Source organism: Clostridium beijerinckii, from assembly GCF_018223745.1.
Classification (GTDB): domain Bacteria; phylum Bacillota; class Clostridia; order Clostridiales; family Clostridiaceae; genus Clostridium; species Clostridium beijerinckii.
This window is the reverse complement of sequence record NZ_CP073653.1, coordinates 4,512,977-4,537,829: the sequence shown is the minus strand read 5'-3', so window position 1 is coordinate 4,537,829 and position 24,853 is coordinate 4,512,977. Positions and strand designations below refer to the sequence as shown.

Genomic DNA, 24,853 nt, shown 5'->3' with positions numbered 1-24,853 from the left:
TAGAACTTAATAGACTAAGATTAAAAATGAGACTAGCTTTTAGCTGGTCTTTTGCAGCTGCTAGAATAATATATTTAACTATAGTGATTTTGTTTAAAGGAGTGGCTTTATTTGCCTAGAGAAATAAATTTTATTCAACCAGATAATCCAACTGATGAAGAAAGGCATGAAATGTTAAGGATAACTTTAGAGCAAGCGAATCGTATTGAAGATTTTAATAATATAGTTGAATTATTAAGTCCACCGCAAGATATTACAACAATTTTACCGCCTGGAAGTTGCTCAGGCATTAAGGTTGGGATAATAGGAGGAGGTATTGCAGGTTTAGCCTCAGCCTTTGAACTTAGAAAACTAGGTTTTGATATTACTATTTTTGAAACAGAAGAGAAGCGAATTGGAGGTCGGGTCTATACCTATTATTTTGATGAGGAGAAAAGACTTTATGGTGAATTTGGTGCTATGCGTACACCAGTAGGTCATGAAACAACATGGCATTATATTAATACTTTTGGTATAAAAACAAGGCCATTTATTCAAAATAATAAAAATGCATTATTTTATATAAGACATAAACGTGCGAGGAATGATCCTCAAGGTAAAAGTGTAATGGAAAATATATACCCGGAATTTAACTTGACTGAGAGGGAACGAAATACTCCATGGCAGAAAATAATTGGAGATGCATTGTCAAGTAATTTATTAAAAATACCTCCCTCCATAAGAAAGGAATTATTAGAGGTAAAAGAAAATTATTCAGATATAATTAAATATGTTGGTAGTCTTGGAATAAGGGAAGTACTTGAAAAGATGGGTGTAAGTGAAGGAGCAATAGAGCTGATTTCTGGAGTTGCACCTTTTCTAGGTTCATTTTATTATAATAGTTATTCTGAAAATTTAATTGAGGAATATACTGTAGATTATGCATATAGGTACGAAATTGTTGGTGGAGCAGTAAATCTACCACTAGCTTTTTATGATTCGTTAATGTCTAAAAAACCAAAAGAATATAATAATATTAGAGATGAAGAATTGGGAAAAGTATCTTGGGAAAGTGGAAAGACAGTAAAAAGCATATATAAAATTAATGATATAGAGGATAAAGTAGTGTTAGAATATGCGGATGAGAAGTTATCTAAGCTTTATAGTCAAACTTTCGATTTCGTTGTTTGTGCAATACCTTTTTCAAGCCTTAGAGATGTGAATGTATTTCCTATGTTTAGCAATGAAAAAATGCAGTCAATAAGAGAAGTTTTTTATACATCATCTCAAAAAACTCTTTTTATGTGTAATGAACGTTTTTGGGAAAAAGGAAATGATAATGAGAAGATAGTTGGCGGAGGATCTAATACTGATTTGCCAATTCAAACCATATGGTATCCTAGTCATAGTATTAGTACTAGTTATGGTGGAGTAACAAAAAATAAGATGAATGTTTCTGTTGGAAGAAAAAGAAGTGCTAAGGATAATCAAGGAGTTCTGATAGCGTCATATAATTTAGGGTTAGACGGAATACGCGTAGGAAGCTTAGATGATAATGCACGATTTGAATTGATTAAAAGGCAAGTTGAGGATGTCCAGGGTCTTCCACGAGGATATCTTGATTATATAGTTGAAGATCATAAAACTGTTGACTGGGATAGGGAAAAAGGATTTTATGGAGCATTTTGCTACTTTATGCCTCAGCAGCAAAAACTTTTTTCTAATGCGATGGTAAAACCAGAATATAATAATAGAGTATATTTTGCAGGAGAACATGTTTCTTTGACGCATGGATGGATAGAAGGTTCTGTAAGTACTGCAATGAAAGCTGCAAATAAATTAGCAGAGTACTGTAAAAGTATGTGAGAGTGAGCTACCTTTAAATAGAAATGCATTTTCTATTTATGGTGGCTTTTTTTGGTGAAAAATTATATATTAATAATTTAGATTTTTTAGTATAATAGTAGCGAAGGGAGTAGATATAATGAGAAAAAGAAGAAATAAAAGTAGTAACAAGGTTATGCCAGGGGTTATAATTTCTCTCTGTACTTTGGGTGCTATATATTTAGGTATGTCATTATATTCTATTAATCATTTTCACTTTGGAACCGTAATTGATGGGGTTAATGTTGGCGGGCAGACCGTTGAGGGAGCAGAAGAAAAGCTAGCTGCCCAAATGCAATCATATGCATTGGAATTAGACGAAAGAGGAGATGTAAAAGAACAAATTAAAGCTAGTGATATTGGATTAAAATATAATTCTGATAAAATCAAAGAATTAAAGAAGAATCAAAGTTCATTTGCTTGGCCTAGTACATTTTTTAAGAAAAATAATTCTGAAGCATCCCAGATAATTATGTATGATGAAGAACAACTAAACCAAACACTAAATAAGCTTTCTTGTGTTAGTAACAAGAAGATAACCCAACCACAAAATGCTAGCTTAAATTATAAAGATGGAGAATACGAGATAGTAGATGAAGTTTTAGGAAATAAGATAAATAAAGATGCTTTACATGATAATGTAGCTAATGCGATCCTTGATGGGAAAACATCAATAGATTTAGATTCAAGCAATTGTTATGAAAATCCTAAATACACTTCAAAGTCAGATGAAGTAACTGCAGCAAGAGATACACTTAATAAATACATAGGATTAAAAATTACGTATGATTCAAATGGCAAAAAAGAAGTTTTGGATGGATCTACTATACATAACTGGCTTGGAGTAGATGACAATATGCAAGTTACAATCAATGAAGATAAAGTTCGGAATTATGTATATAAAATATCTAGCATTTATAATACTTTTGGTAGCACAAGAGATTTTGTTACAACAACAAAAAAAACAGTACAAGTGAGTGGCGGTAATTATGGATGGATTGTTGATAACTCTAAAGAGGTAAAAGATTTAATAGAAATTATAAAAAATGGACAAGATGTAACAAAAGAACCAAAATATGCACAAAATGCATTTGTAAAAGGAACTAATGATATAGGAAATACTTATGTGGAAGTTAATCTTACTAAGCAGCATGTATGGTTTTACAAAAATGGAGCTCTAGTTGTTGATGATGATGTTGTTACAGGAAATGTAAGCAATAATACAGGTACACCAGCAGGGACATATGTTCTAAATTATAAAGAGAAAAATGCAACATTAAAGGGCGAAGATTATAGTTCACCAGTTGATTATTGGATGCCTTTTAATGGAAATATCGGTATTCATGATGCTAGTTGGAGAAATGGTGTGTTTGGTAAACAGATATATTTAACAAGCGGTTCACATGGATGCGTAAATTCACCTTATAATTTAGCGAAAACAATATTTGAAAACATTGAACCAGGAACTCCAATTGTAGTATATACTGAATAATGTATTATTTAATTTATATTTGTTAATAAAATTGTAATACTATTGAAATAGTATAAATAAGTAAAGTTATGCTAATATAAAAGCAGGTTTATAGATTAAAAAATCTTGAACCTGCTTTTAATTTTTATATTAGAGAAGGTGTATATTATGGATATAAAAATTCTTATAGCTGAAGATGACAATATATTTCGCAATTTAGTATGCGATATAGTGAGAAAAGAAGGGTACATGCCAATAGAAGCATGTGATGGGGAAGAAGCTATTAATATGTTTTTTAATAATAATGACATTGATTTGGTCATATTAGATGTAATGATGCCTGTGTATGACGGGTGGGAGGTTCTTAAAGAAATAAGAGAAAAATCTGAAGTGCCAATAATTATGTTGACAGCACTAGGAGATGAAAAACACGAAGTGCTAGGGCTTAAAAAAGGTGCGGATGATTACATTGGAAAACCGTTTAGTTATGAGATATTCGTTGCACGCTTAAACAACATTGTAAAGAAAGTTAAGAAGAAATTCTCAGACGAAATAGCTGTAGGAAACTTAAGGATATATCAAAGAAATCATAAAGTAGTGATCGATGATGAAGAAATTAAATTAAATCCTAAAGAATATAATCTTTTACTATATTTAATTGGAAATGCTAATACAGTTTTAAGCAGAGAGCAGATATTGGATAAGGTATGGGGATATAATTTTGATGGTGATATAAGAACTATAGATACGCATATAAAAACCTTAAGGGCTAAACTTTTAGAACAAGGAGATTGCATAAAAACTATAAGAGGAAGTGGATACATGTTTGAGGTAGAAAAATATGAAAACAATTAAGACAAAATTATTCTGTATATTTATGATTCTCATGATTTCACTAATTTTAGGTGGGATAATTTTGAATTCAGTTTTCCTAGAATCATATTATATTTATAAAAATAAAGGAGTCTTAGTGTCAGTAAGTCAGAAGATTAAGGATGAATATATGGAAGCAGAAAAAGATAATTATCAATATGCAGACACAATACAAAGTATTGATAACATTAATACAATAATTGTTGATAAAAATTATGATATAAAATACAATTCTATTCATCCAAAATCAAATGATGAAGAAAAACGTCTATCCAAGGAGATTAAACAAACTATTATGGAAAATGAAAAAAGACTTTCTAAAAAGTATGTTTACTATATTGATGAGAAAAATAATGATCAAAGGACAAAATTAGTATTTGTTTCACAAATTGAGAATGGAGATTTTATTATTCTAAAGAAGTCTTTTAAGAGTATTCATGAGAGCGTAGTAATTGCAAATCAATTTTATATATTGGCAGGATTTATAGTAATGCTTATTGGTGCTATATTTATTATTATTTTCTCTAATAAAATAACAAAGCCAATTATAGAAATGAGTAAAATTGCTGAAAATATATCTAATCTTAAATTTGACAAGGTTGTTAATATAGATTCGAAAGATGAAATAGGAAGACTAGGAAATAGTATAAATAAGATTTCTGACAAGCTTAACAAAAGTATAGATGAGCTTAAACAAGATGTGGAACGTAAGAAAGAACTTGTAAGGAATATGTCTCACGAATTAAAGACACCAATTGGTATAATTAAAGGGTATGCGGAAGGGCTCAAATTTGGAGTGGCCAATGATAGGGAAACAATGGATAAATATTGTTCTATATTAGTCGAAGAATGCGATAGAATGGATAGCTTGGTTAAAGAACTTTTACATTATTCTATGATGGAAGGTGGAATGATTAAATTAAATATTGTATCATTTAATGTTAATGAATTTCTAGGCAAAATTGTAGAACGATTTAAACCAGCAATTGATGAAAAAAATATTACGTTTACCTTGGAGTGTGTGAATGATTGTGAGATACATGCTGATAGAGACTTGCTTGAGAAGGCTATAAATAATTTCATTACGAATGCCATCGACCATGTGAAGGGCAGAAGAATTATTAATATAATAGGCAAGAAAGAAGAAAATAAAATAAAGATAGGTGTTTTCAATACTGGTGATACTATATGTGAGGAAGAAATGGATAAACTTTGGGATGTATGCTATAAAGTGGACAGATCGAGAACGAGAAAGTATGGAGGTCATGGGATAGGCTTGTCATTAGTGAGATTGATTGCACAACTTCATGGGGGAATTACTAAAGTGAAAAATGTGGAAGAAGGGGTGACTTTCTATTTGGAAATACCTGAATAGATTATTGAATATAAATTTATCTAAAATATAAGAGAATATTAAAGTCATGCAAAATATATATGCATGACTTTTTTGATATAAAATATATTTATATTTAAAATACATGAAAAAGAGCAAGGAATTTTTGCAAAAGGTGTATACGATTTCGAAAAAAATGTATAAATTCATGGAATAATATTCTTGATAACAAGGACAATCTGCTGTATAATACATACTGTTAGTATGCGAACAATATGCATAAAAATAATTCGTACATGGAGGGTTAATATGAAAAAGACTATGTTAGTTTGTTTAGTTGTAGCACTAATGTTAAGTGGTTGCGGTTCGACTAATAACGGAAATACAAGCAATAATTCAAAAACTGCTGAAACTACTGCAGAGCAAGCTAAAAATAAATACATAATGGCTGGAAAAATAGAAGCAAATGATCAAGCAAATATAGCCTCAAAAATTTCAGCAAGAGTTTCAGAAGTACTAGTTGATGTTGGGTCAAAAGTAAATGCAGGGGATACTATAGTTAAGTTAGATACTCAAGACTTGCAAGCACAAGTGAATCAAGCACAGGCAGCGGTTGATACTGCAAATGCGACGTTAACTAACGCTATGAATTCTACACGTCCAGAACAAATATCTCAAGCTCAAGCAACTTTAGATAGTGCAAATGAAGCTTATGATGTTGCTAAGAAAAACTATGATCGTACTAAAGCTTTAGTTGATGCGGGAGCAAATACTCAGCAGCAACTTGAAGCTGCACATCAACAGCTTACAACTGCAGAGTCACAACAGAAATCTGCACAAGAGCAATTGAATATGCTTAATAATGGAGCAACACAAACAAGTATAGATGTTTATAAAGCTCAAGTGGCACAAGCAGAAGCTGCTTTAAAAACTGCACAAACAACATTAAATAATGGAACTCTTACAGCGCCGATTTCGGGTGTAGTAAATGCTAAAAGTATTAATGTAGGTGAGATGGCATCTCCAGGTGCAACTCTTGTTTCAATATCTAATCCGGATGCTTTAGTGGTAAATGCATATGCACCTTTAGATATTGCAGGTCAGCTTCAAGAAGGACAAGATGTGGTAGTTAAAGTATCAGAAGTAGATAATGTTGAATTTGACGGAAAGATAACTGTAATAAATTCAAAACTAAATTCGCAAAGTAGAAATATTTTGGTTAAAGTTAGTTTAGCAGACCCAAATTCACAATTAAAGCCTGGCATGTTTGCTGAAATTGGATTAAAGGAATAAGGGAAGAGGTGACTTGAATATGAAAGGAAAGCGTAAAATATTAATTATTGGAATATTGTTGGTAATTGTGGTAGCATTAGGTAGTATAGGATTCTACTATTGGTATGAAAATGCATACTATGTTTCAACTGAAGATGCAAGAGTTAATGCAGATTTTGTTAGTGTAACTCCACAAATTTCTGGTAAACTACTAGAGCTTAATGTTGATGAAGGAGATAAAGTAACAAAAAATGAAATACTAGCGCGTCAAGAAATGAATAATCTTCCAGACACAAGTGTAGAACAATCTTTAGTAAGAGCACCTATTGATGGAATCATAGTAAAGAAGCAGGGAACTGTTGGAGAACTTTTATCAACAGGTCAAACTTTAATTACGTTAGTAGATCCAACTAAGCTTTATATTTCTGCTAACATAGAAGAAACAAAACTTGAAAAAGTAAAAGTTGGACAACCAGTTGATATTACTATTGATGAATATGATTCACAAAAATTTAGTGGAAAAGTAAAAACAATAGGTGAAATATCTAATTCTGCTATATCACTATTACCATCATCAACAAGCGGAACCTTTACTAAAGTAGTTCAAAGAGTACCAATAAAAATTGAACTTGATAATTTTGATGATAAGATTCTTCCAGGAACTAATGCAGTTATTAAGATTCATATTAAATGATGAGGTGATATAATGGGAGAGAATAATAACGAATCATTAGCAAGTAGTTGGTTAGCGTTAGCTGTAGTTATTATAGGTACTTTCATGTCTATACTTGATAGTAGTATAGTAAATATTGCTCTTCCTAAAATGATGGCTGTTTTTGGAGTATCTTTAGATGATATAAAGTGGGTGTTAACAGCTTATACATTGGCGCTTGGTGCCATTATACCACTTACTGGATATTTACAAGAAATTTTAGGAGCTAAAAGAATATATGTATTTGCTTTAGCGATGTTTACAGTTGGATCTATGTTATGTGGTCTTTCTTGGAGCAATACAAGTATGATAGCATTTCGTGTCCTCCAAGCCATTGGAGGAGGAATGATAATGCCTGTAGGAATGTCAATAATATATCAAATATTTCCTAGAGAAAAGATTGGATTAGCACTTGGATTTTGGGGGATAGCTGCGATGGCAGCACCTGCAATAGGACCTACTTTGGGTGGATATATTATTGAGAAGATGGACTGGAGACTTATTTTCAATGTTAATGTTCCAGTAGGGATAGTAGGAGTAATATTGGCCTTGATTTTATTAAAGGGGACAGAAAGGAAACCTTTTAAATCCTTTGATATAATTGGATTCTTATCTTCTACTGTAGGACTAGTAAGTATACTATATGTTCTAGGTGAAGGCTCATCAATTGATTGGTCAAAACTTGAGAATCCAATTTTGATGACCCTTGGATGTTTAAGTCTTGTATTATTTATAGTAAATGAATTAACTCATCCGGATCCATTATTAGATTTAAGAGTTTTTAAATTATTTGATTTTACAATTAGCCAAATTATAACTAGTGTATTAACTCTAGCTATGATGGGCGGTGTCTACGTATTACCATTATTTTTACAGAATATAAGAGGATATACACCTATGGAAGCCGGATTAATAATGTTGCCGGGAGCTCTGGTAATGGGATTTATGATGCCTCTTAGCGGTAATTTATTAAATAAAGTTGGCGTAAAAGCACTGGTTATACCTGGACTTTTAATACTTGCAGGCGCTTCATATGAACTTGCAACAGCTATAAATATGAATTCGAGTAAAGACTATATCATACTTGTTAATTGTATAAGGTCCATTGGAATAGGATTAAGTATGATGCCGATTAGTACTACCGGGATGAACGTTGTTCCAACACATTTAATTAGTAGAGCATCAGCACTTTCAAATACCTTAAGACAGGTAGCAGGTTCAGTTAGTGTTACTTTAATGTCTACTCTTATACAAGGAAGAAATGATTATAATTATGCAAAGTTATCAGAACAAATTAATGTATATAATCCAACTTCTAATAGCACAATAAGTACATTAACTAAAGCATTTATGGGAATGGGAATGGATACAAATACTGCTAGAGCTTCTGCAGTATCTTATATAGTGAAAATAATTCAAGGTCAAGCGTATGTAGATGCTATGTCATATTCAGTTGTAATAACTGTTGTTATAGTATTCGTCACTATATTCTTAGCTTTATTTATGGGTGGAAAGAAAGAGCCTAAAAAAGAAAATAAAGAAGGTGAAAAAAATGAATCTACAGGAGGGGCCCTCATCGCCGAATAATGAATTATATCAAAAACAAGCGGATGAGATTATTGGTGTATTTAGGAATATTAGAAGAGAATTAAGCTGTAAGTTTGAAAAAATTGCAAAAGATTGCGGATTTACAGCACCTCAATTAAATGTTATATTTCATTTATACATGATGCCGTCGATAACTCTAAATGAATTAAGTGATCAGATAGGATTAACTAAAAGTACAGTTTCAGGAATAGTAGATCGTCTTGCAAAACAGGGAGTTGTTACAAGAGAAATACCAAAGGAAAATCGTAGAATTGTAAGATTGTCAATTTCAGCGGAATTTAGGAAAAACAATGATATTTGCAAAATGAAAAAAGAGTTTATATCAAATCTTATACTAAATTCTATAAAAAATACAGACCCGGAAGAAGTAGAAAAAATAATTTATGGATTAAAACAATTCAGTATATTACTGAATAATAATTAGAAAATTGTAAAGCACTTTATTCATATAGAACTATTTTAGGATAGTTTTTATGAGTGAAGTGTTTTTTTTAAAAGAAATTCATAAAAGGCCAAAGTAAGACTGATTTTCTAATTCTTTTATTTGGATTGGAATCTTTTTAAGTTTAATGTCCAGATGAACTGTAATGGGGCAGGTGAGAAATGGGAAATATGACGTTCAATGTAGTAGCCGAAATCTTGTTATTTTTATTAAAAAAAAGAAGCAATATATGTGTTAATTTAATAAAGTTAAAGTGAAATTATTTGTATATTTTAATTGAGTTAGTAATATAATTAAATGAAGGCTAATTTTGTCGAAGATGTATACAAAGGTAAAAGTATATTATATTATTTTAATATAAAAATTAAAATAATATAAGTGGGAGAGAAAAGTTTATGTCTGAAAAAAACAACAAAAAAATTGTTTGGTATACCTTAGCATTTATGGCTTTTTCAACAGTTTGGGGTTTTGGTAACGTTATCAATGGTTTCTCTGAATATAATGGACTTAAGTCAGTAGTATCTTGGATCCTGATTTTTGCTATTTATTTTGTACCATACGCACTAATGGTAGGAGAGTTAGGATCAGCGTTTAAAGAATTTGGTGGTGGTGTCAGTTCATGGATAAATGAAACAATAAGTCCTAGAGTTGCCTATTATGCAGGATGGACATATTGGATTGTTCATATGCCTTATATTTCACAAAAACCATCAAACTTTATGATAGCAACAAGTTGGGCTATATTTCAAGATAAAAGAATTAGCAGTATGGATACAAAGTTACTACAAATAACATGTTTAGTAATTTTTTTGGTTGGACTTTATATAGCTTCCAAAGGATTAAATCCGTTAAAAAAATTAGCTACACTTGCAGGAACATCGATGTTTGTAATGTCAATTTTGTTTATTGTTTTAATGGTAGCTGCACCTGCTATTACTAATGCGCATTTAAATTCTATAGATTGGTCTATAAAAACGTTTATGCCCGCATTTGATATGAAGTTTTTTACAGGTCTATCTATATTAATTTTTGCGGTTGGCGGTTGTGAAAAGATTTCGCCATATGTAAACGAAATGGATGATCCTGAAAAGGGATTCTCAAAGGGTATGATTGCATTAGCTGTTATGGTAGCTGTATGTGCAATTTTAGGAACAATTTCTCTTGGAATGATGTTTGATTCAAATAATGTTCCTAAAGACTTAATGACAAATGGAGCATACTATGCCTTCCAGAAGCTAGGGGAATACTATCATCTAGGTAATTTATTTGTTGTCGTTTATGCTATTACTAACATGATTGGACAGTTTGCGGTATTAATTATATCTATTGATGCACCTTTACGTATGTTACTTGATAGTGCGGATAAGAATTTTATTCCTGAAAAAATGTTTGTAAAAAATAAATATGGCACATATAAAAATGGTCATAAATTAATTTTAATAATTGTTTCAATTTTAATAATAGTTCCAGCCTTTGGTATTGGGAACGTAGACGAGCTAGTGAAATGGCTAGTAAAATTAAATGCTGTGTGTATGCCACTTCGTTATTTATGGGTATTTGCTGCTTATATTGCATTGAAAAAAGCAGGAGAAAAATTCAAGCCAGAATATCAATTTGTAAAAAACAGAACTGTTGGTATTATAATTGGAGCATGGTGTTTTGCATTTACTGCTTTTGCATGTATTAGTGGTATGTATACAGCTGATAAATTTCAATTAGTTCTTAATATTATAACTCCTTTTGTATTACTTGGGCTAGGATTTATAATGCCGTATTTTGCACGAAAGAACAATAATTAATTATACAATAAAATATTTGGCTCTAAGTGTTATAACTTAGGGCTGTTTTTTATTGTACAAAAAACTATGAATTTATTAAATGCTAAATGGCTTATTATATAAGGATTTAGTGATATAATTGCGTATACATCGGGGATTATGAGATTATAAAAATAAACGGAAGTGGAGGGCGGCGTAGCTAGCTTTTATAAATGAATAATAATTAATCAGAATCTTTGAAAAGTTTTAATACTAAAGCAGTGTAGATTATAGTAGATAGAGAATTTAAATACTTTATAAATAATTATGGAAAGCGTATAGGATTTTAAAGAGGAAAATTGGTGCATTAAAAATATATTTAAAAGGTCTTTTAAATTGTTGTATTTTTAAGTATTATAATAAGTGAATGCTAACATTTTAATTGTCCTCCATATTATTTATCATGCTTAACAGCGGGTGTATAACTTGGGGGATAAAACTTATTTTTTAAAATAATAAAGCGAGTTAAGTTGGCAGGGTTAGAAAATACTTTTGAAAGAACTTTTAAGCTGCAAGATAGTAGCAGTTGGAGGAAATATGTCAGATATTAGAGAATTGAGTTTCAATGATACAAATAGTTCAACAAAATCACTAGGGGAGCAAACTTCAGAAAGAATTGTTCGATTGATTATAGATAGTGATTGGAAATCTGGAGATAAGCTACCTAATGAATATGATCTTGCAAGTAGCCTTAATGTAGGAAGAAGCACTATAAGAGAAGCTATAAAGGCTTTGGTTTCACGGAATGTTTTAGAAATTAGACGTGGAGCTGGAACTTTTATTTCTGATAAATGTGGAATTGCTGATGATCCCCTAGGATTAACGTTTGTAAAAGATAAATATAAATTAGCGCTTGATTTATTGGAAGTAAGATTTATGATAGAACCATCAATAGCATCTATAGCTGCTACAAAAGCTACTGATGAAGAAATCGAACAAATGTCTAACTTGTGTGACGAAATAGAGAGTCTTATCTTAAAAGATGAACCATATTTAGAGAAAGATATAGAGTTTCATACTGCAATAGCTAAGAGCAGTAAGAATTTGGTTGTGGTTAATTTGATTCCAATAATTAATAGATCTATTACTATATTTATCGATATTACAAATAGAAAATTACGTAATGAAACAATAGAGACACACAGGGAAATTTTAAATTCGATTAAGGAACATAATGCTAATGGAGCGCATGATGCGATGCTCTTACACTTAGTATATAATCGAAGGAATATCGCAAGTATTATAGGCAAGGAAAGAAATTATTAATTGTTTTGACTTTATGAAATACGTCTGCTCTTATTTTGGAGAGCGATGTATTTTTTTGTTATTATTTTAAATACATCAGATGAATATGCACGTTTTTTATTGATTTTTATGAAATGATAATAATTAAAACAATGAATTCAAAAAAAATTGACAAATACATCAGATGTGATATCATAAATACATCAGATGTATTTAAACGGTGTCAAATAAAGATTAAGGAGAGAAATAGTATGATTAGTCAAGAAGTAAGAAAAATTGCTCCAGAGATGGATCCACTTCGAAGAGGAATGGGATGGACAACAGAAGATTTGTCAAAGCCACAAATTATAGTAGAAAGTACATTTGGAGATAGTCATCCAGGAAGTGCTCATCTATTGAAATTTGCTAACAGAGCAGTTGAGGGAATTACACAATCAGGTGGGAAAGGTGCTAGATACTTTGCAACAGATATTTGTGATGGAATGTCACAAGGGCATGATGGAATAAATTACTCCTTAGCGTCTAGAGATACATTAACGTCTTTAATAGAAATCCATGCTAATGCAACACCATTCGATGGAGGCGTATTTATTTCAAGTTGTGATAAAGCAGTTCCATCACATCTTATGTCAATCGGAAGGCTAAACATACCAGCTATTATGGTTACTGGAGGAGTAATGGAAGCAGGTCCTGATTTATTGACACTAGAACAAATAGGTGCCTATAGTGCAATGTGCCAAAGAGGGGAAATTTCAGAAGAAAAATTAACTTTTTATAAAGAAAACGCATGCCCATCTTGTGGAGCTTGTTCATTCATGGGAACAGCAGCTACAATGCAAGTTATGGCAGAAGCACTTGGATTAATGCTTCCAGGTAGCTCATTGATGCCAGCAACATGTGAAGATTTAGAAGAAGTAGCGTTAAAAGCAGGAAGACAAGCTGTTGAACTAGCTAAAATGAATCTTCGTCCAAAAGATATTGTTACAATTAAATCCTTTGAAAATGCTATATTAGTTCATGCAGCTATATCGGGGTCTACTAACTCACTGTTGCATTTACCTGCTATAGCTCATGAATTTGGATTGTATATCGATGAAGAGACTTTTGATAGAATACACAAAGATGCACATTATTTACTAAACATACGTCCTGCTGGAAAATGGCCTGCGCAATATTTCTATTATGCAGGTGGTGTACCAGCAATAATGGAAGAGCTAAAGCACTTGCTTCATTTGGATGTTATGACTGTAACTGGGAAGACTTTAGGTGAAAACTTAGAAGAATTAAAAACTAACGGATATTATGAGAAGTGTAATGAGTATCTTGAAAAAGTAGGACTAAAAAAAGAAGATGTTATTCGTCCATTCAATAATGCTATTGGTACTAATGGTTCTGTATCGATATTAAAGGGAAATATAGCGCCAGAAGGTGCTGTAGTAAAACATTCTGCAGTTCCTAAAGAAATGCATGAGGCTATACTAAAAGCAAAACCTTTTGATAGTGAAGAGGAAGCTATTGATGCAGTCTTAAGAAAAATAATTCGTCCAGGGGATGCGGTTATTATAAGATATGAAGGACCAAAAGGTAGCGGAATGCCAGAAATGTTCTATACAACAGAAGCAATTGCTTCGGATGAAGAATTATCTGCTAGTATAGCGTTAATAACAGATGGTAGATTCTCAGGAGCTTCTAAAGGACCGGCAATTGGACACGTATCACCAGAGGCCGCAGTAGGAGGACCGATTGCATTAATTGAAGAAGATGATTTGATTGAAATTAGTATTCCTAATAGAGTATTACAGATCGTTGGTATAAAGGGAAAAAAATGCAGTAAAGAAGAAGTAGAGAAAGTTTTTGAAGAACGTAGAAAGAATTGGAAACCACGAAAATCAAAATACGAATCTGGAATTCTAAAGATTTTTTCAGAACATGCAGTATCACCAATGAAAGGTGGATATATGAAATAGATTAAAAACAATGGAAAGATAAACTGTTTATTATGTAGTATACAGATTAAAATATTTCCATAATAAGTGATAATTTTATGATTTCTATTATAAATTATTAAAAGGGAAAGAATGGTTCATGTGTTAGTGAATTGTTCTTTCCCTTTATTACGCTAGATTTAAAAGAGATATTATGTAACACAAGGATGTAATGCCTTTTGGAGTAGAAAGCTGAAAAAATAATCAGATTCCTATATAGAATTTTTAAATATACAAATATAATGTTTTAGTAATGATGTGTATGAACGTATATTAGCACTAAAAAATATATACCTCAATAATAGTAAATAGAATTCTAAAGTGATATAATTTTGAAAAAGAACTATGTTCAAATGATATGTTATAGCAATTTAGGAGGAAATCTATTATGGAGAAAAGACTCTATCTATCAGCAACAGATAAAAAGTTAGCAGGGGTATGCGGTGGGATAGCTGAATACTTTGGACTTGATTCAACATTAGTCAGAATTGGGTGGGCAATTTTGATTGTTTGTGCGGGATCGGGATTACTCTTATATATAATTTGTGCATTAATTATACCAAAGCAACCGCTATTATAAGCATAAGAAAAATTAAAATTTAAGGAAGTATACTAGTGAGCAAGTTTAATATAATATTAACTATCTAACTTGGGAGGAAACAAATGGATAAAGTAAATAGCTTGATAAAAAATACGCCAATACATTTAACAACAAATACTATAGTTTTAATAATAGTTGCTATTATTGCTCTTTATATATTAATTAAAGCAATAGCAGGTATCATAAGAATAGCAGCTCTTATAGGTGTGTGCTGGTTTATATTGATGTCTATTCAAAGTACAAACCTTATTAATATACCAATTATAAGAGAAGCGTATACAACGGTAGAAAAAATAATTCCTTCAAAGGAATTATGGACAGAAGCTTTGGATAAGACAGATAAGATAAACAAAGTAGTTAATGATTTAAAATAATAAATGTTTTTTATTTTCCACCTAGGGAAAGCTAATTTCAAGATATAAAAATTGATATTTTAAAAAATTGAAAATACTTTTGAGGAGTGAAATGAATGAAGACGTCAACTCATAGAATAGCTATTCCTTCTATTTTAGAGGTAGGAAAAGGAAATATAAATAATGTAGGCAACTTGATTAAGAAAGCCATGTTTAAAAGTGTTTTAATATGCTTTGGCGAGGGTCTAGAAGAATTGTTTGGAGATTCTATATGCAACTCTTTAAAAGAAGCTAATATAGATATTTCAAGAATAGAAACAATATCAGATGTAAATTTCGAAAAGATTAGTGTAAAAGCTTTTGAAATATCAAACGACGTAGAAGCTTTAATTGGAGTAGGTGGAGGAAAGGCTATAGATGCTGTTAAGTACATGAGCTTTTTGAGAAAATTACCGTTTATTAGTATTCCAACTTCAACTTCTAATGATGGTTTTTCAAGTGCAGGTGCATCTCTTTTAGTTAATGGCAAGAGGATGTCTCTGCCAGCTAAAACTCCTTATGGAATAATTGTAGATATTGATGTTATTAAGAGTGCACCAGAAAAATTTATATATTCGGGGATAGGAGATTTAGTATCAAATATCACTGCGTTGTATGATTGGAAATTTGAAGAAGAAAATGGAAGGATAATTATTGATGATTTTGCTACTATGATTTCTAAGAAAGCAGTCAATAGTTTTATAAGAACTGAGTTTAAAAATATTAAAGATGATTTGTTTCTGAAGGAATTAGTGGATTCATTAATATTGAATGGTATTTCTATGGAAATAGCAGGTGATAGCTCGCCGGCCTCTGGTTCAGAGCATCTAATATCTCATGCATTAGATAAATTTTTAGAAATGCCTCAGCTTCATGGAATACAGGTTGGAATTGCAACATATATTATGGCGAAAGTACAATATCATAGATTTGAAAGAATATCGAAGATATTAAAAGAAACAAACTTTTTCGAGCATGCAAAAACTTTAAAAATGAAAAAGAAAGATTATAAAAAAGCTATTGATATTGCTCCATCAATAAAACCTAATAGATATACGTATATTCATGTAGATGAAAATAGAATTCTTGCTAAAAAAATTATAGATGAGGATGAAATTCTGAACTACATATTAATATAATTTTTTCAGAAGAAGATGGAAATAAAGAAATAAAATAAAGATTGGATGCATGAAAAAAGTGATGAAGAAGCTATCATAAAAGCTGAATAAAAAAGTGTTCACAGGTAATACTAGATTTAGAGTTAGTATGAGTCGAAAGAGGAGGAACTTTAATGGAAAAATTAAGAAAAGGTGAACATGAAAAAGCCATGGAAAAAGCAAAAGAGATGCTTGATAAAGGTTGCGGAATGGGAGATATAGTGGAGGAAACAAAATTAAGCGAAGAAAACGTAATGAAGGCAAAGAGAAAATGGGAAGATAGATCGTAATATTTGTTTTTACATAAAATTAATAGAAAAGTATAGTTTATTTTATAACTACTAATTAGGTTGCTAGATAAGTGCTTAGTTGGTAGTTTTATATTTTTATAATTTAATATAATAAAATTTGTTCAAGATAAAAAATATATTTATTAGTATTTCTAAAGCAACATAGACCGAGAGCTATAGTTATTAAATAAAAGATACAATAATAAATAAAATTGTGAATAAATATTCGATTATTATGAATATAGTGTATAATATTATTATAATAATATAGAAGTTGGGGAAGAAATATGAATAATATTACATATGAATTTATAAATTATAAAAGTAAAGAGTTTAAAGAAGTATCTGAATTAAGGTTTAAAATACTTTTTAAACCATATAATAAAATTCATAAATACGACTATGATGAATTAGATTATAGCAGTATACATTTGGTAGGATTAGATAAGGGGGCTGTTGTTGCATATTCAAGAATGACCAATTATAATATGAATAGTAAAATGACAAATATAGTTGTTAGTGAAAAATATGTGGGTAAAGGCATTGGCATTGAAATGTTAAAAAGACATAAAATTAAGGCTAAAGAGTTTGGAGTTATATGTTTATATTTGAATGCAAGATTAGATACAATTAATTTTTATAAAAAGGCAGGATTCCAGTGCAAAGGAAATATATTTATATCAGAAAAAAGTGGATTAGCATTACAGCCTATGTATTTTAAAATAAACTAATATATAATAAAATTATTATAATGGGATCAAAACTTATTATCATACAAATTCAGAGTTGATAAATTATATAATTTTAGGCAATAATCTTAGTAAGATTATTGCCATTATTTTTGCACATAAAATATTTAAATATCATCCTAACAACTTTTTCGTACATGTCTTGATTTTTTTATGTCTAAATAAGAATCACCGGGAATATTCTGAATGAATTTAAGAAATTTAACTATCTTTATATCTTTCTTTAATGATTCAAGACTTCGATAGTGTGTTGCTAATTCACGATTCGTGAAAAGAGCATGAATTTGTCTATGACAGGTTGAACATAAAGAGAGTGTTTTAAATTTTTCTCCGCCTTTTTCTAAGGGAATTAAGTGATGTTTAGTAATGCTAGAAACATTTCTATTGCATAATTCACATATATGGTTTTGTGCCATAAAATCCTCCTCTTATATATTAGCTTTACAATTTGATTATATCAAAATAATGAGTAAAAGCAAAAAAGATTAAAGTAATATCATTATTATTTTAGTAACAATTATTCCGTAAAATTACAAAAATATAGAAGTCCATTTTAGTAAGATTAACTTGTATATTTAAATTTATTAGTTTTCATGAAGTAGAATTGAGATATTTATAGAATTACTGTTTCAAAATACAAATCAAAGATTTGAAATTTGTAATAATTTTGAGTTAAATTAGGAAAACTTTAATCATACTAAATCAGAATTTCTTAATATATATTAAAATCATAAAGCTATATTTATAATTATTATAAGTCAAGTGATTAATTAAGGCTAATATGTGGAAATTAAATTGAAATACAGGTGTAATAACAAAGTTAAAAATAATTCATTAAAAGAAGAAATCAGTGATAATTATATATGTATTCGTATTCATGAGGCAAATTCTACATTTTTCTTCAATATATGCAATAATTAGAATATTGCTTTTGATTTCATTATTACATACAATATTTTTCGTATGATAATATAGGGGGAAAATAAATGCTTACAAAGTTTTTAGATGTTTTATTAGGAGAACCTTTATCAAATGAACAAGGATGTAATGAAAAGTATAATATTCCTTTTGGATTAGCAATTATGGCAAGTGATGCAATATCATCTGTTGCCTATGCTGCTCAGGAGATTCTTTTTGTTTTAATAGTTCTAGGTGTAGCAGCATATCAGTGGTTAACATGGACCTCTTTTATGATTATAGGATTATTAATAATATTAACAATTTCTTATATTCAGATTATTAGGGCTTATCCTCAAGGTGGGGGAGCTTACAAAGTAGCCAATGAAAATATAGGAAAAAAATCTGGCTTAGCAGCTGGTGCAGGTTTAATAATTAGTTATATACTTACTGTCGCAGTTAGCGCCAGTGCAGGTGCAGATGCTATTATTTCTGCATTTAGCAATTTGACAGAATATAAAGTTATGTTTGTTTTAATAATAATTATAGTTTTGACTGTTTTAAATTTAAGAGGTATAAGTGAATCTTCAAAAATTTTTGCTATACCTACGTATATTTTTATTTTTAGCATGGCTTTTATGATACTTTATGGTTTGTTTAAGTACTTTATATTAAATATTCATCCAGAACCAATGTATTCTATCCCAGCAAATACTACAGAAAATGTATCGATATTTCTTATTTTAAGAGCTTTTTCATCAGGATGTTCTGCCTTAACTGGAGTAGAGGCAGTAAGTAATTCCGTTCCGAATTTTCAGGAACCGAGCCAAAAAAGTGCAAAGACTGTTATGATATTATTAGCAGCTTTAATATTTTTCATATTTGGAGGAACTTCGGTACTTGCTATATTCTATACAGCTGTACCAATAGCAAATGGTCCTACAGTTGTTTCACAAATAGCATTTGCTATTTTTGGGAATGGCATAATGTACTATATAATTCAATTTAGCACTGCTGTAATTTTACTTATGGCATGCAATACAGCATATACAGGATTTCCAATGCTAATGTATATAGTTGGGAAGGATGGTTTTGCACCACGACAATTCACTATTAGAGGTAAACGACTTAGTTTTTCTTTTGGAATCGTTGCATTATCATGTATAGCTTGTATCTTAGTTATTATATTTAAGGCAGACACTCATAGGTTGATTCCACTATATGCTATAGGCGTATTTATATCTTTTACTCTAGGGCAATTTGGAATGGTGAATCATTGGAGAAAAGAAAAAGGTAATGGTTGGGTGAAACGTGCAATAATCAACGGTATTGGTTCTGTTGTTACTTTATTAACAACGATAATAATTTTAATTGAAAAATTTAGTGAAGGTGCATTTATAGTTGCAATTTTAATTCCAATCATAATTGTAATTCAGCTAAGAATAAAAAAACACTATGATAAAGTGGCTTGTGGTTTAAGTATTAGTCAATTAAATCTGAAAAAGGTGAATTTAAGAAAGAAATATACTCATATTGTGATAGTTCCAATTGCTAGCTTAAATAAAGCAACAATAGGTGCGTTGCAATATGCTCAAAGTGTAAGCGATAATGTTATTGCTCTTAATATTTCACCAGACAAGGAAGCTATGGAAAAATTAAAATCTAGATGGAGTGAGTTAGATACAGATATATTACTTGTCGCAAAATATTCTCCATATAGAGCTGTGGTTACTCCTTTATTAAAGAATATAGAATTGATTGCAAATTCAACAGCTAAAGATGAGAAGATAACAGTAATAGTGCCTCAATTTGTTACTAATGAAAGATTTGGTGAGGTTTTACATAATCATACAAGTTTCTTTATTAGAGAAACCTTATTGAAGAATGATAACATAATTGTATCTACTTATCCTTATCATCTGTTAGATGAGGATGTAAAGCAAAGTAAGTAATTATAGATTTAGGATATAAAAACGTGCTATATTGTTTGATTCAGCAATATAGCATGTTTCTTAATTCCATTATTATCTTCTTACTTTAGTTCCAAATAATTGATCCCACATATTTAAAGCGTCCATGAATTTAGTTGTGTCTAATTGCGTCGAATTTGGAAGTGTATTAATAGAATCTTCATAAGATTGTCTTATAGCTGGTTTTATTTTATCTTGACTTTCTTTTGGAGCCATATCAAGTGAAACATTTTTTACAGAAGGTCCAGGATAAAAATAACCGCTATCGTATGTTATTGCCTGCATCTTTGGCGTCATAAGCCATGCCATTAGTTTTAAAACTACATTTTTTTGTTCATCGCTAAGTCCTTTTGGAATTGCCATATACTGAGCATCTGCAACCAATGTAGTATTGTTTAATACAAATCCTTGATAAGTTTGTGGAATACCACCTATGATTCTCTGATTCATATCCCATCCTAACTGACTTGCTATAATAGATCTTTTTCCGGCTTTTAATTCTGTGAATGTAGTACCAGTTTTAGCAGGATAATAATCTATGTATTGATTCAATTCTTTAAGATAAGCCCAAGTCTTGTCCCAAGTTTTAGGATCTTTGGGATCCTTATCTCCAAGAATATATGGTAACCCTTGAAGAAAAATTCTGCCTGGTCCTGAACCCGCGGGTCTTGCATATGTGAACTTTTCAGGATTAGCTTTAGCGAAAGCCAAAAGCTCATCAGGCGTTTTAGGTATATTTTGTACGGTATCTGGGTTATAAGTAAAGAATGGGCCGCTAGGTGAATACACATAAGTTATCGCATAACCCTTTACTAAATCATAAGTGGCTTTAGCACCAGAACTATAATTACTTTCTAAATCAGGAAATCTGCTGCCATATGTAGGCATAATATTTTCTATAACATCTCTATCAATACATGTGGAAAGACCATCAATTCCAGTAAAAATCAAATTTGTTTTCATATCTTCAGATAAAATTTGAGCTTTTAATAAAGATGGAACCTCTAATGCAGTAGATTTTTTTACTACGACATCTCCTATTAAATCAGGGTTTGCAGCTTTAAATTGATCTATGGAATCTCCGACTAATTGCATGCTTCCTGAAACATCTATTATATTTAAAGTAATAGGCTGAGTTGATTTGGAAACATTCTTTGAACCGCAGCCTGTTAATATAGTCGTCATCAAAACTATTACAAGCGTAACATTTAGAAATTTAAAATTTTTCATAATTATCCTCCATTTTAATTTAGATATAATTCTCTCTAGTTTAAAATTGCAAAATATATCTTAAGTTATATATAACAACAATTATAATTTAAATTTACTTACTTCGTTCATCATAGAGGTTGTTAAATTTGATAAAGTTTGAGCTGAAGTTGCTACATCATTAAAAGATGAATTTATTTGTTGTACTGAGGCTGCTATTTCTTCAGATGAAGCTGCATTTTCTTCTGATACTCCAGAAATATCTAACGTTTTTGAGATTATGAGATCTTTTTCAATATTTATATTTTCAATAGATTTATTTATATTATCAACTCTAGGCAATATAGTATTTATAGCCTTAAATATTAAAGCAAAAGATTTTATAGAATCTTCAATAAGGACTGATTGATTATTTAAGCTATCTTTACCTAAATCAGTAGTCTTAACCGCTATTTGGGCTTCGTTATTAATATTAGTAATCAAGCCACTTATATTACTGGCAGATACTTTAGATTGTTCCGCGAGTTTTCTGATTTCCTCTGCAACTACAGAGAATCCACGCCCCACTTCCCCTGCGCGAGCAGACTCAATTGCAGCATTTAATGCTAATAAATCAGTTTGATCAGCAATTGAATTTATAATAGTAGTTATGTTATTTACTTGTTCAACATGATTATCTAATTGAACAACTTTATTTCTTACAGTATCAAAAGATTCGTTTACATCTTTAATAGAATTAAATAAAAATTCTAACTTAGAGTTACTATCTTCGGCCATTGAACTAATATTATGTATATTTGAGTTTACATCATTAATTGATGAGGTTATTTGATCTAGTGAATCAGCAAAACTATCCAATGAAGTTTTTACATTCATTAGGTCACTAGATTGTTCAGTGGCAGCATTAGCTACTTCTTGAACAGCAGCATTAATTTCCTGTGCAGAAGAAGACATTTCGTCTGAAGCTCCTAATAAATTAGTTGCTTGTATATTTACAACATTTGCTGAATTTTGCACTTCTTCGAGCATTGAGGAGATGTTTGAAATTGTTACTTTGAGTGATTTTTTCATTCTGCCAAATTCGTTTTTTAAATTAGTGTTTATTTCGAAACTAAAGTCACCCGCAGCAACATTATCCAAATCGGACATTATTTCTTTTATAGACTTTCTTATAACCAAGATTATAGAAGAGGAAACAAGTATCTGAAGAATAAAACCAATGAAGAAAGTGATAAAAAAGATTTTAGTGCTTCTAATGTATAAACTCATATTGTCATTATGTAGAGCATTAGCAGTATTTGAACTATAAGTCACTAAATTATCAAGAAAAAGTTGCATTTCAACTCCCAATTGATTAAATTTTTCTAAATCTATACCATATAATTTATTGCCTTTTTCAAGATTCTTAATTTGTTCATAATAAGCTGAGGAATCCTTCTTAAATTCAGATAAATTGTTTGTTTCTATAGTGCTAAGCGATAGTTTTTCGTAATCTTCCACCATTTTGTTTATGGCAGAGTAGTCATTATCTATAGCTGCTACATCATCATCATTAAATTCAGATATAGAAATTCTATTGACATTTAACCGAATATTTAAGAATGTTTGTCTAATTTCCTCAGTTTTAATAATTCTTGTTAATGCAATTGTGTACATTGATGATGAATTTGAGTTAATCGTTTTCATGTTGTTATAACCAATTATTGCGATAGATAACGATACAACCGTTGATAAGATAACCATCAAAATAACGCTATTGATAATTTTAATATTTTTCAGCATAATATTCCCCTTTCAAACATAATAAATTTCCATATTGATAATATATCTAACCAATATTATACTCAAGGTCTAAAAAATCGGCGTATATATGAAATACGCGCAATTATATTGCATTTTTCTACTGTTTTCTCATTATTGCTAACTATATTGTAAGTTGATGCATTTCAAAAAATAATTAAATATTTATCTTGACATTGTAAACGGTTATGATTATTATTAAAATATAACTACCATACAAGTATGGCAGTATCGATTAGTAATAGATTTTTTAAAATACTTATGATAAAATATAAGTATAACTACCATACAAGTATGGTAGGACTTGAAAGTAAGGGAGAATATAAAAATGGCTTTAGAGGTAAATAAGAATACAACAAGTAAAACTATATATTATAAACTTAGAGATGAAATTATTAATTTATATCTTGAGCCTGGTACTAGCATTTCTGAAAAGGAACTTTCGGAAAAGTATAGTGTGAGTAGAACTCCAGTAAGAGAAGCACTTGTTAGATTAGCTCAAGAGGGGCTAGTTAATATTTATCCTCAAAAAGGCACAGTTGTTTCTTTAATTGATTTATCTGCAGTTGAAGAAGGAAGATTTTTACGTGAACATTTAGAAAGAGCAGTTGTAAAGGAAGCTTGTAAAGAATTTTCACAAGAAAATGTACTAGCTTTAGAAATGAATTTGAAACTTCAAAAAATGTATATAGAAAATAATGATTATAAAAAGTTATTTGAGGCAGATGAAGAATTTCATAAGATAATTTTCGAGGGAAGTAATAAAAAAAGAGTATGGAATAGTATTAATGATGGCAGTACTGAGTTTCAAAGAATTCGTATGCTTAGATTAGTAACTAATTCTAGCTGGGACAATATTTATCTTCAGCATAAAGAAATTTTTAATGCTATAAAAAACAAGAGCCCAGAGATAGCAGAAGACTTTATGAAGGAACATTTAAATATGGTTACTTTTGATAAAAATAAAATAAAAGAGAAGTATCCTAATTATTTTAAATAAAGATTGATTTAAGTTTTAATATGATCAAAGCTGTTAAATAATCATGTAATACTAAGATTATTATTTTAAATTAAAGGAGGTGAGGCTTATATATAAGCAGCATTAAATTTAAGTGTATTAATTTTATATATGTTTTGAGATATTATATATTGAAATTATAATTAAAT

22 protein-coding genes are annotated in these 24,853 nt (G+C 30.1%); 19 read left to right on the top strand and 3 right to left on the bottom strand.

The window, feature by feature from the left end:
* The first annotated feature begins 111 nt into the window (after window positions 1-111).
* The 16 genes from KEC93_RS20550 (at window position 112) to KEC93_RS20475 (ending at window position 17,792) form a co-directional block, all read left to right on the top strand.
* Window positions 112-1,845: a flavin monoamine oxidase family protein gene (locus KEC93_RS20550; RefSeq protein ID WP_077868917.1), complete on the top strand. Its 1,734-nt coding sequence runs from the start codon at window positions 112-114 to the stop codon at window positions 1,843-1,845.
* A gap of 118 nt (window positions 1,846-1,963) precedes the next feature.
* Entirely contained in the window at window positions 1,964-3,355 is a 1,392-nt protein-coding gene (locus KEC93_RS20545) for a L,D-transpeptidase family protein (RefSeq protein ID WP_077868918.1), read from the top strand.
* 147 nt (window positions 3,356-3,502) lie between these two features.
* On the top strand, window positions 3,503-4,189 hold the full coding sequence (locus KEC93_RS20540) for a response regulator transcription factor (RefSeq protein WP_077868919.1): 687 nt from the start codon (window positions 3,503-3,505) through the stop codon (window positions 4,187-4,189).
* Window positions 4,176-5,582 (top strand): sensor histidine kinase, encoded by a 1,407-nt coding sequence (locus KEC93_RS20535; protein ID WP_077868920.1) that lies wholly within the window; start codon window positions 4,176-4,178, stop codon window positions 5,580-5,582. Before KEC93_RS20540 ends, KEC93_RS20535 begins: the two co-directional genes overlap by 14 nt.
* Before the next feature lie 267 nt (window positions 5,583-5,849).
* Window positions 5,850-6,833, top strand: a complete 984-nt coding sequence (locus KEC93_RS20530) for an efflux RND transporter periplasmic adaptor subunit (protein ID WP_012060258.1) — start codon at window positions 5,850-5,852, stop codon at window positions 6,831-6,833.
* A 19-nt stretch (window positions 6,834-6,852) separates the two neighbouring features.
* On the top strand, window positions 6,853-7,506 hold the full coding sequence (locus tag KEC93_RS20525; protein ID WP_017209079.1) for an HlyD family secretion protein: 654 nt from the start codon (window positions 6,853-6,855) through the stop codon (window positions 7,504-7,506).
* A 12-nt stretch (window positions 7,507-7,518) separates the two neighbouring features.
* A complete protein-coding gene (locus tag KEC93_RS20520) occupies window positions 7,519-9,111 on the top strand; it encodes a DHA2 family efflux MFS transporter permease subunit (RefSeq protein WP_077868921.1) in 1,593 nt (530 codons plus the stop codon).
* The gene (locus KEC93_RS20515) at window positions 9,077-9,556 is read left to right on the top strand and encodes a MarR family winged helix-turn-helix transcriptional regulator (RefSeq protein ID WP_023973093.1); all 480 of its coding nucleotides are present in this window, start codon (window positions 9,077-9,079) and stop codon (window positions 9,554-9,556) included. Before KEC93_RS20520 ends, KEC93_RS20515 begins: the two co-directional genes overlap by 35 nt.
* A 413-nt stretch (window positions 9,557-9,969) precedes the next feature.
* Complete coding sequence (locus KEC93_RS20510) at window positions 9,970-11,373, top strand: APC family permease (RefSeq protein ID WP_012060254.1); 1,404 nt, start codon at window positions 9,970-9,972, stop codon at window positions 11,371-11,373.
* Window positions 11,374-11,928: 555 nt separating this feature from the next.
* Window positions 11,929-12,657 carry a FadR/GntR family transcriptional regulator gene (locus KEC93_RS20505; protein WP_023973091.1) on the top strand — a complete coding sequence of 243 codons (729 nt, stop codon included), beginning with the start codon at window positions 11,929-11,931 and terminating at the stop codon, window positions 12,655-12,657.
* Between the two features lie 230 nt (window positions 12,658-12,887).
* Window positions 12,888-14,603 (top strand): dihydroxy-acid dehydratase, encoded by a 1,716-nt coding sequence (gene ilvD / locus KEC93_RS20500; RefSeq protein WP_023973090.1) that lies wholly within the window; start codon window positions 12,888-12,890, stop codon window positions 14,601-14,603.
* 406 nt (window positions 14,604-15,009) lie between these two features.
* Window positions 15,010-15,201, top strand: a complete 192-nt coding sequence (locus KEC93_RS20495) for a PspC domain-containing protein (protein ID WP_017209073.1) — start codon at window positions 15,010-15,012, stop codon at window positions 15,199-15,201.
* An 83-nt stretch (window positions 15,202-15,284) separates the two neighbouring features.
* Window positions 15,285-15,596: a hypothetical protein gene (locus tag KEC93_RS20490; protein ID WP_077868922.1), complete on the top strand. Its 312-nt coding sequence runs from the start codon at window positions 15,285-15,287 to the stop codon at window positions 15,594-15,596.
* A gap of 95 nt (window positions 15,597-15,691) precedes the next feature.
* The gene (locus KEC93_RS20485) at window positions 15,692-16,753 is read left to right on the top strand and encodes an iron-containing alcohol dehydrogenase family protein (protein ID WP_077868923.1); all 1,062 of its coding nucleotides are present in this window, start codon (window positions 15,692-15,694) and stop codon (window positions 16,751-16,753) included.
* Window positions 16,754-16,905: 152 nt separating this feature from the next.
* Entirely contained in the window at window positions 16,906-17,061 is a 156-nt protein-coding gene (locus KEC93_RS20480) for a hypothetical protein (protein WP_167595053.1), read from the top strand.
* Between the two features lie 287 nt (window positions 17,062-17,348).
* Complete coding sequence (locus tag KEC93_RS20475) at window positions 17,349-17,792, top strand: GNAT family N-acetyltransferase (RefSeq protein ID WP_077868924.1); 444 nt, start codon at window positions 17,349-17,351, stop codon at window positions 17,790-17,792.
* A 137-nt stretch (window positions 17,793-17,929) separates the two neighbouring features.
* Here KEC93_RS20475 and KEC93_RS20470 read toward each other — a convergent pair whose 3' ends face one another.
* Window positions 17,930-18,226: an HNH endonuclease gene (locus KEC93_RS20470; protein WP_012060246.1), complete on the bottom strand. Its 297-nt coding sequence runs from the start codon at window positions 18,224-18,226 to the stop codon at window positions 17,930-17,932.
* Between the two features lie 570 nt (window positions 18,227-18,796).
* On the opposite strand from KEC93_RS20470, the gene KEC93_RS20465 reads away from it, so the two are divergent.
* A complete protein-coding gene (locus KEC93_RS20465; protein ID WP_077868925.1) occupies window positions 18,797-20,659 on the top strand; it encodes an APC family permease in 1,863 nt (620 codons plus the stop codon).
* Between the two features lie 72 nt (window positions 20,660-20,731).
* Here the strand turns inward: KEC93_RS20465 and KEC93_RS20460 are convergent, their stop codons facing one another.
* Together KEC93_RS20460 and KEC93_RS20455 are read right to left on the bottom strand one after the other, a co-directional pair.
* Window positions 20,732-21,907 (bottom strand): extracellular solute-binding protein, encoded by a 1,176-nt coding sequence (locus tag KEC93_RS20460; RefSeq protein WP_077868926.1) that lies wholly within the window; start codon window positions 21,905-21,907, stop codon window positions 20,732-20,734.
* 81 nt (window positions 21,908-21,988) lie between these two features.
* The gene (locus tag KEC93_RS20455) at window positions 21,989-23,668 is read right to left on the bottom strand and encodes a methyl-accepting chemotaxis protein (protein ID WP_077868927.1); all 1,680 of its coding nucleotides are present in this window, start codon (window positions 23,666-23,668) and stop codon (window positions 21,989-21,991) included.
* 240 nt (window positions 23,669-23,908) lie between these two features.
* On the opposite strand from KEC93_RS20455, the gene KEC93_RS26780 reads away from it, so the two are divergent.
* Complete coding sequence (locus KEC93_RS26780; RefSeq protein ID WP_257792338.1) at window positions 23,909-24,034, top strand: hypothetical protein; 126 nt, start codon at window positions 23,909-23,911, stop codon at window positions 24,032-24,034.
* Window positions 24,015-24,686 carry a GntR family transcriptional regulator gene (locus tag KEC93_RS20450; RefSeq protein WP_012060242.1) on the top strand — a complete coding sequence of 224 codons (672 nt, stop codon included), beginning with the start codon at window positions 24,015-24,017 and terminating at the stop codon, window positions 24,684-24,686. Before KEC93_RS26780 ends, KEC93_RS20450 begins: the two co-directional genes overlap by 20 nt.
* Window positions 24,687-24,853: the final 167 nt, after the last annotated feature.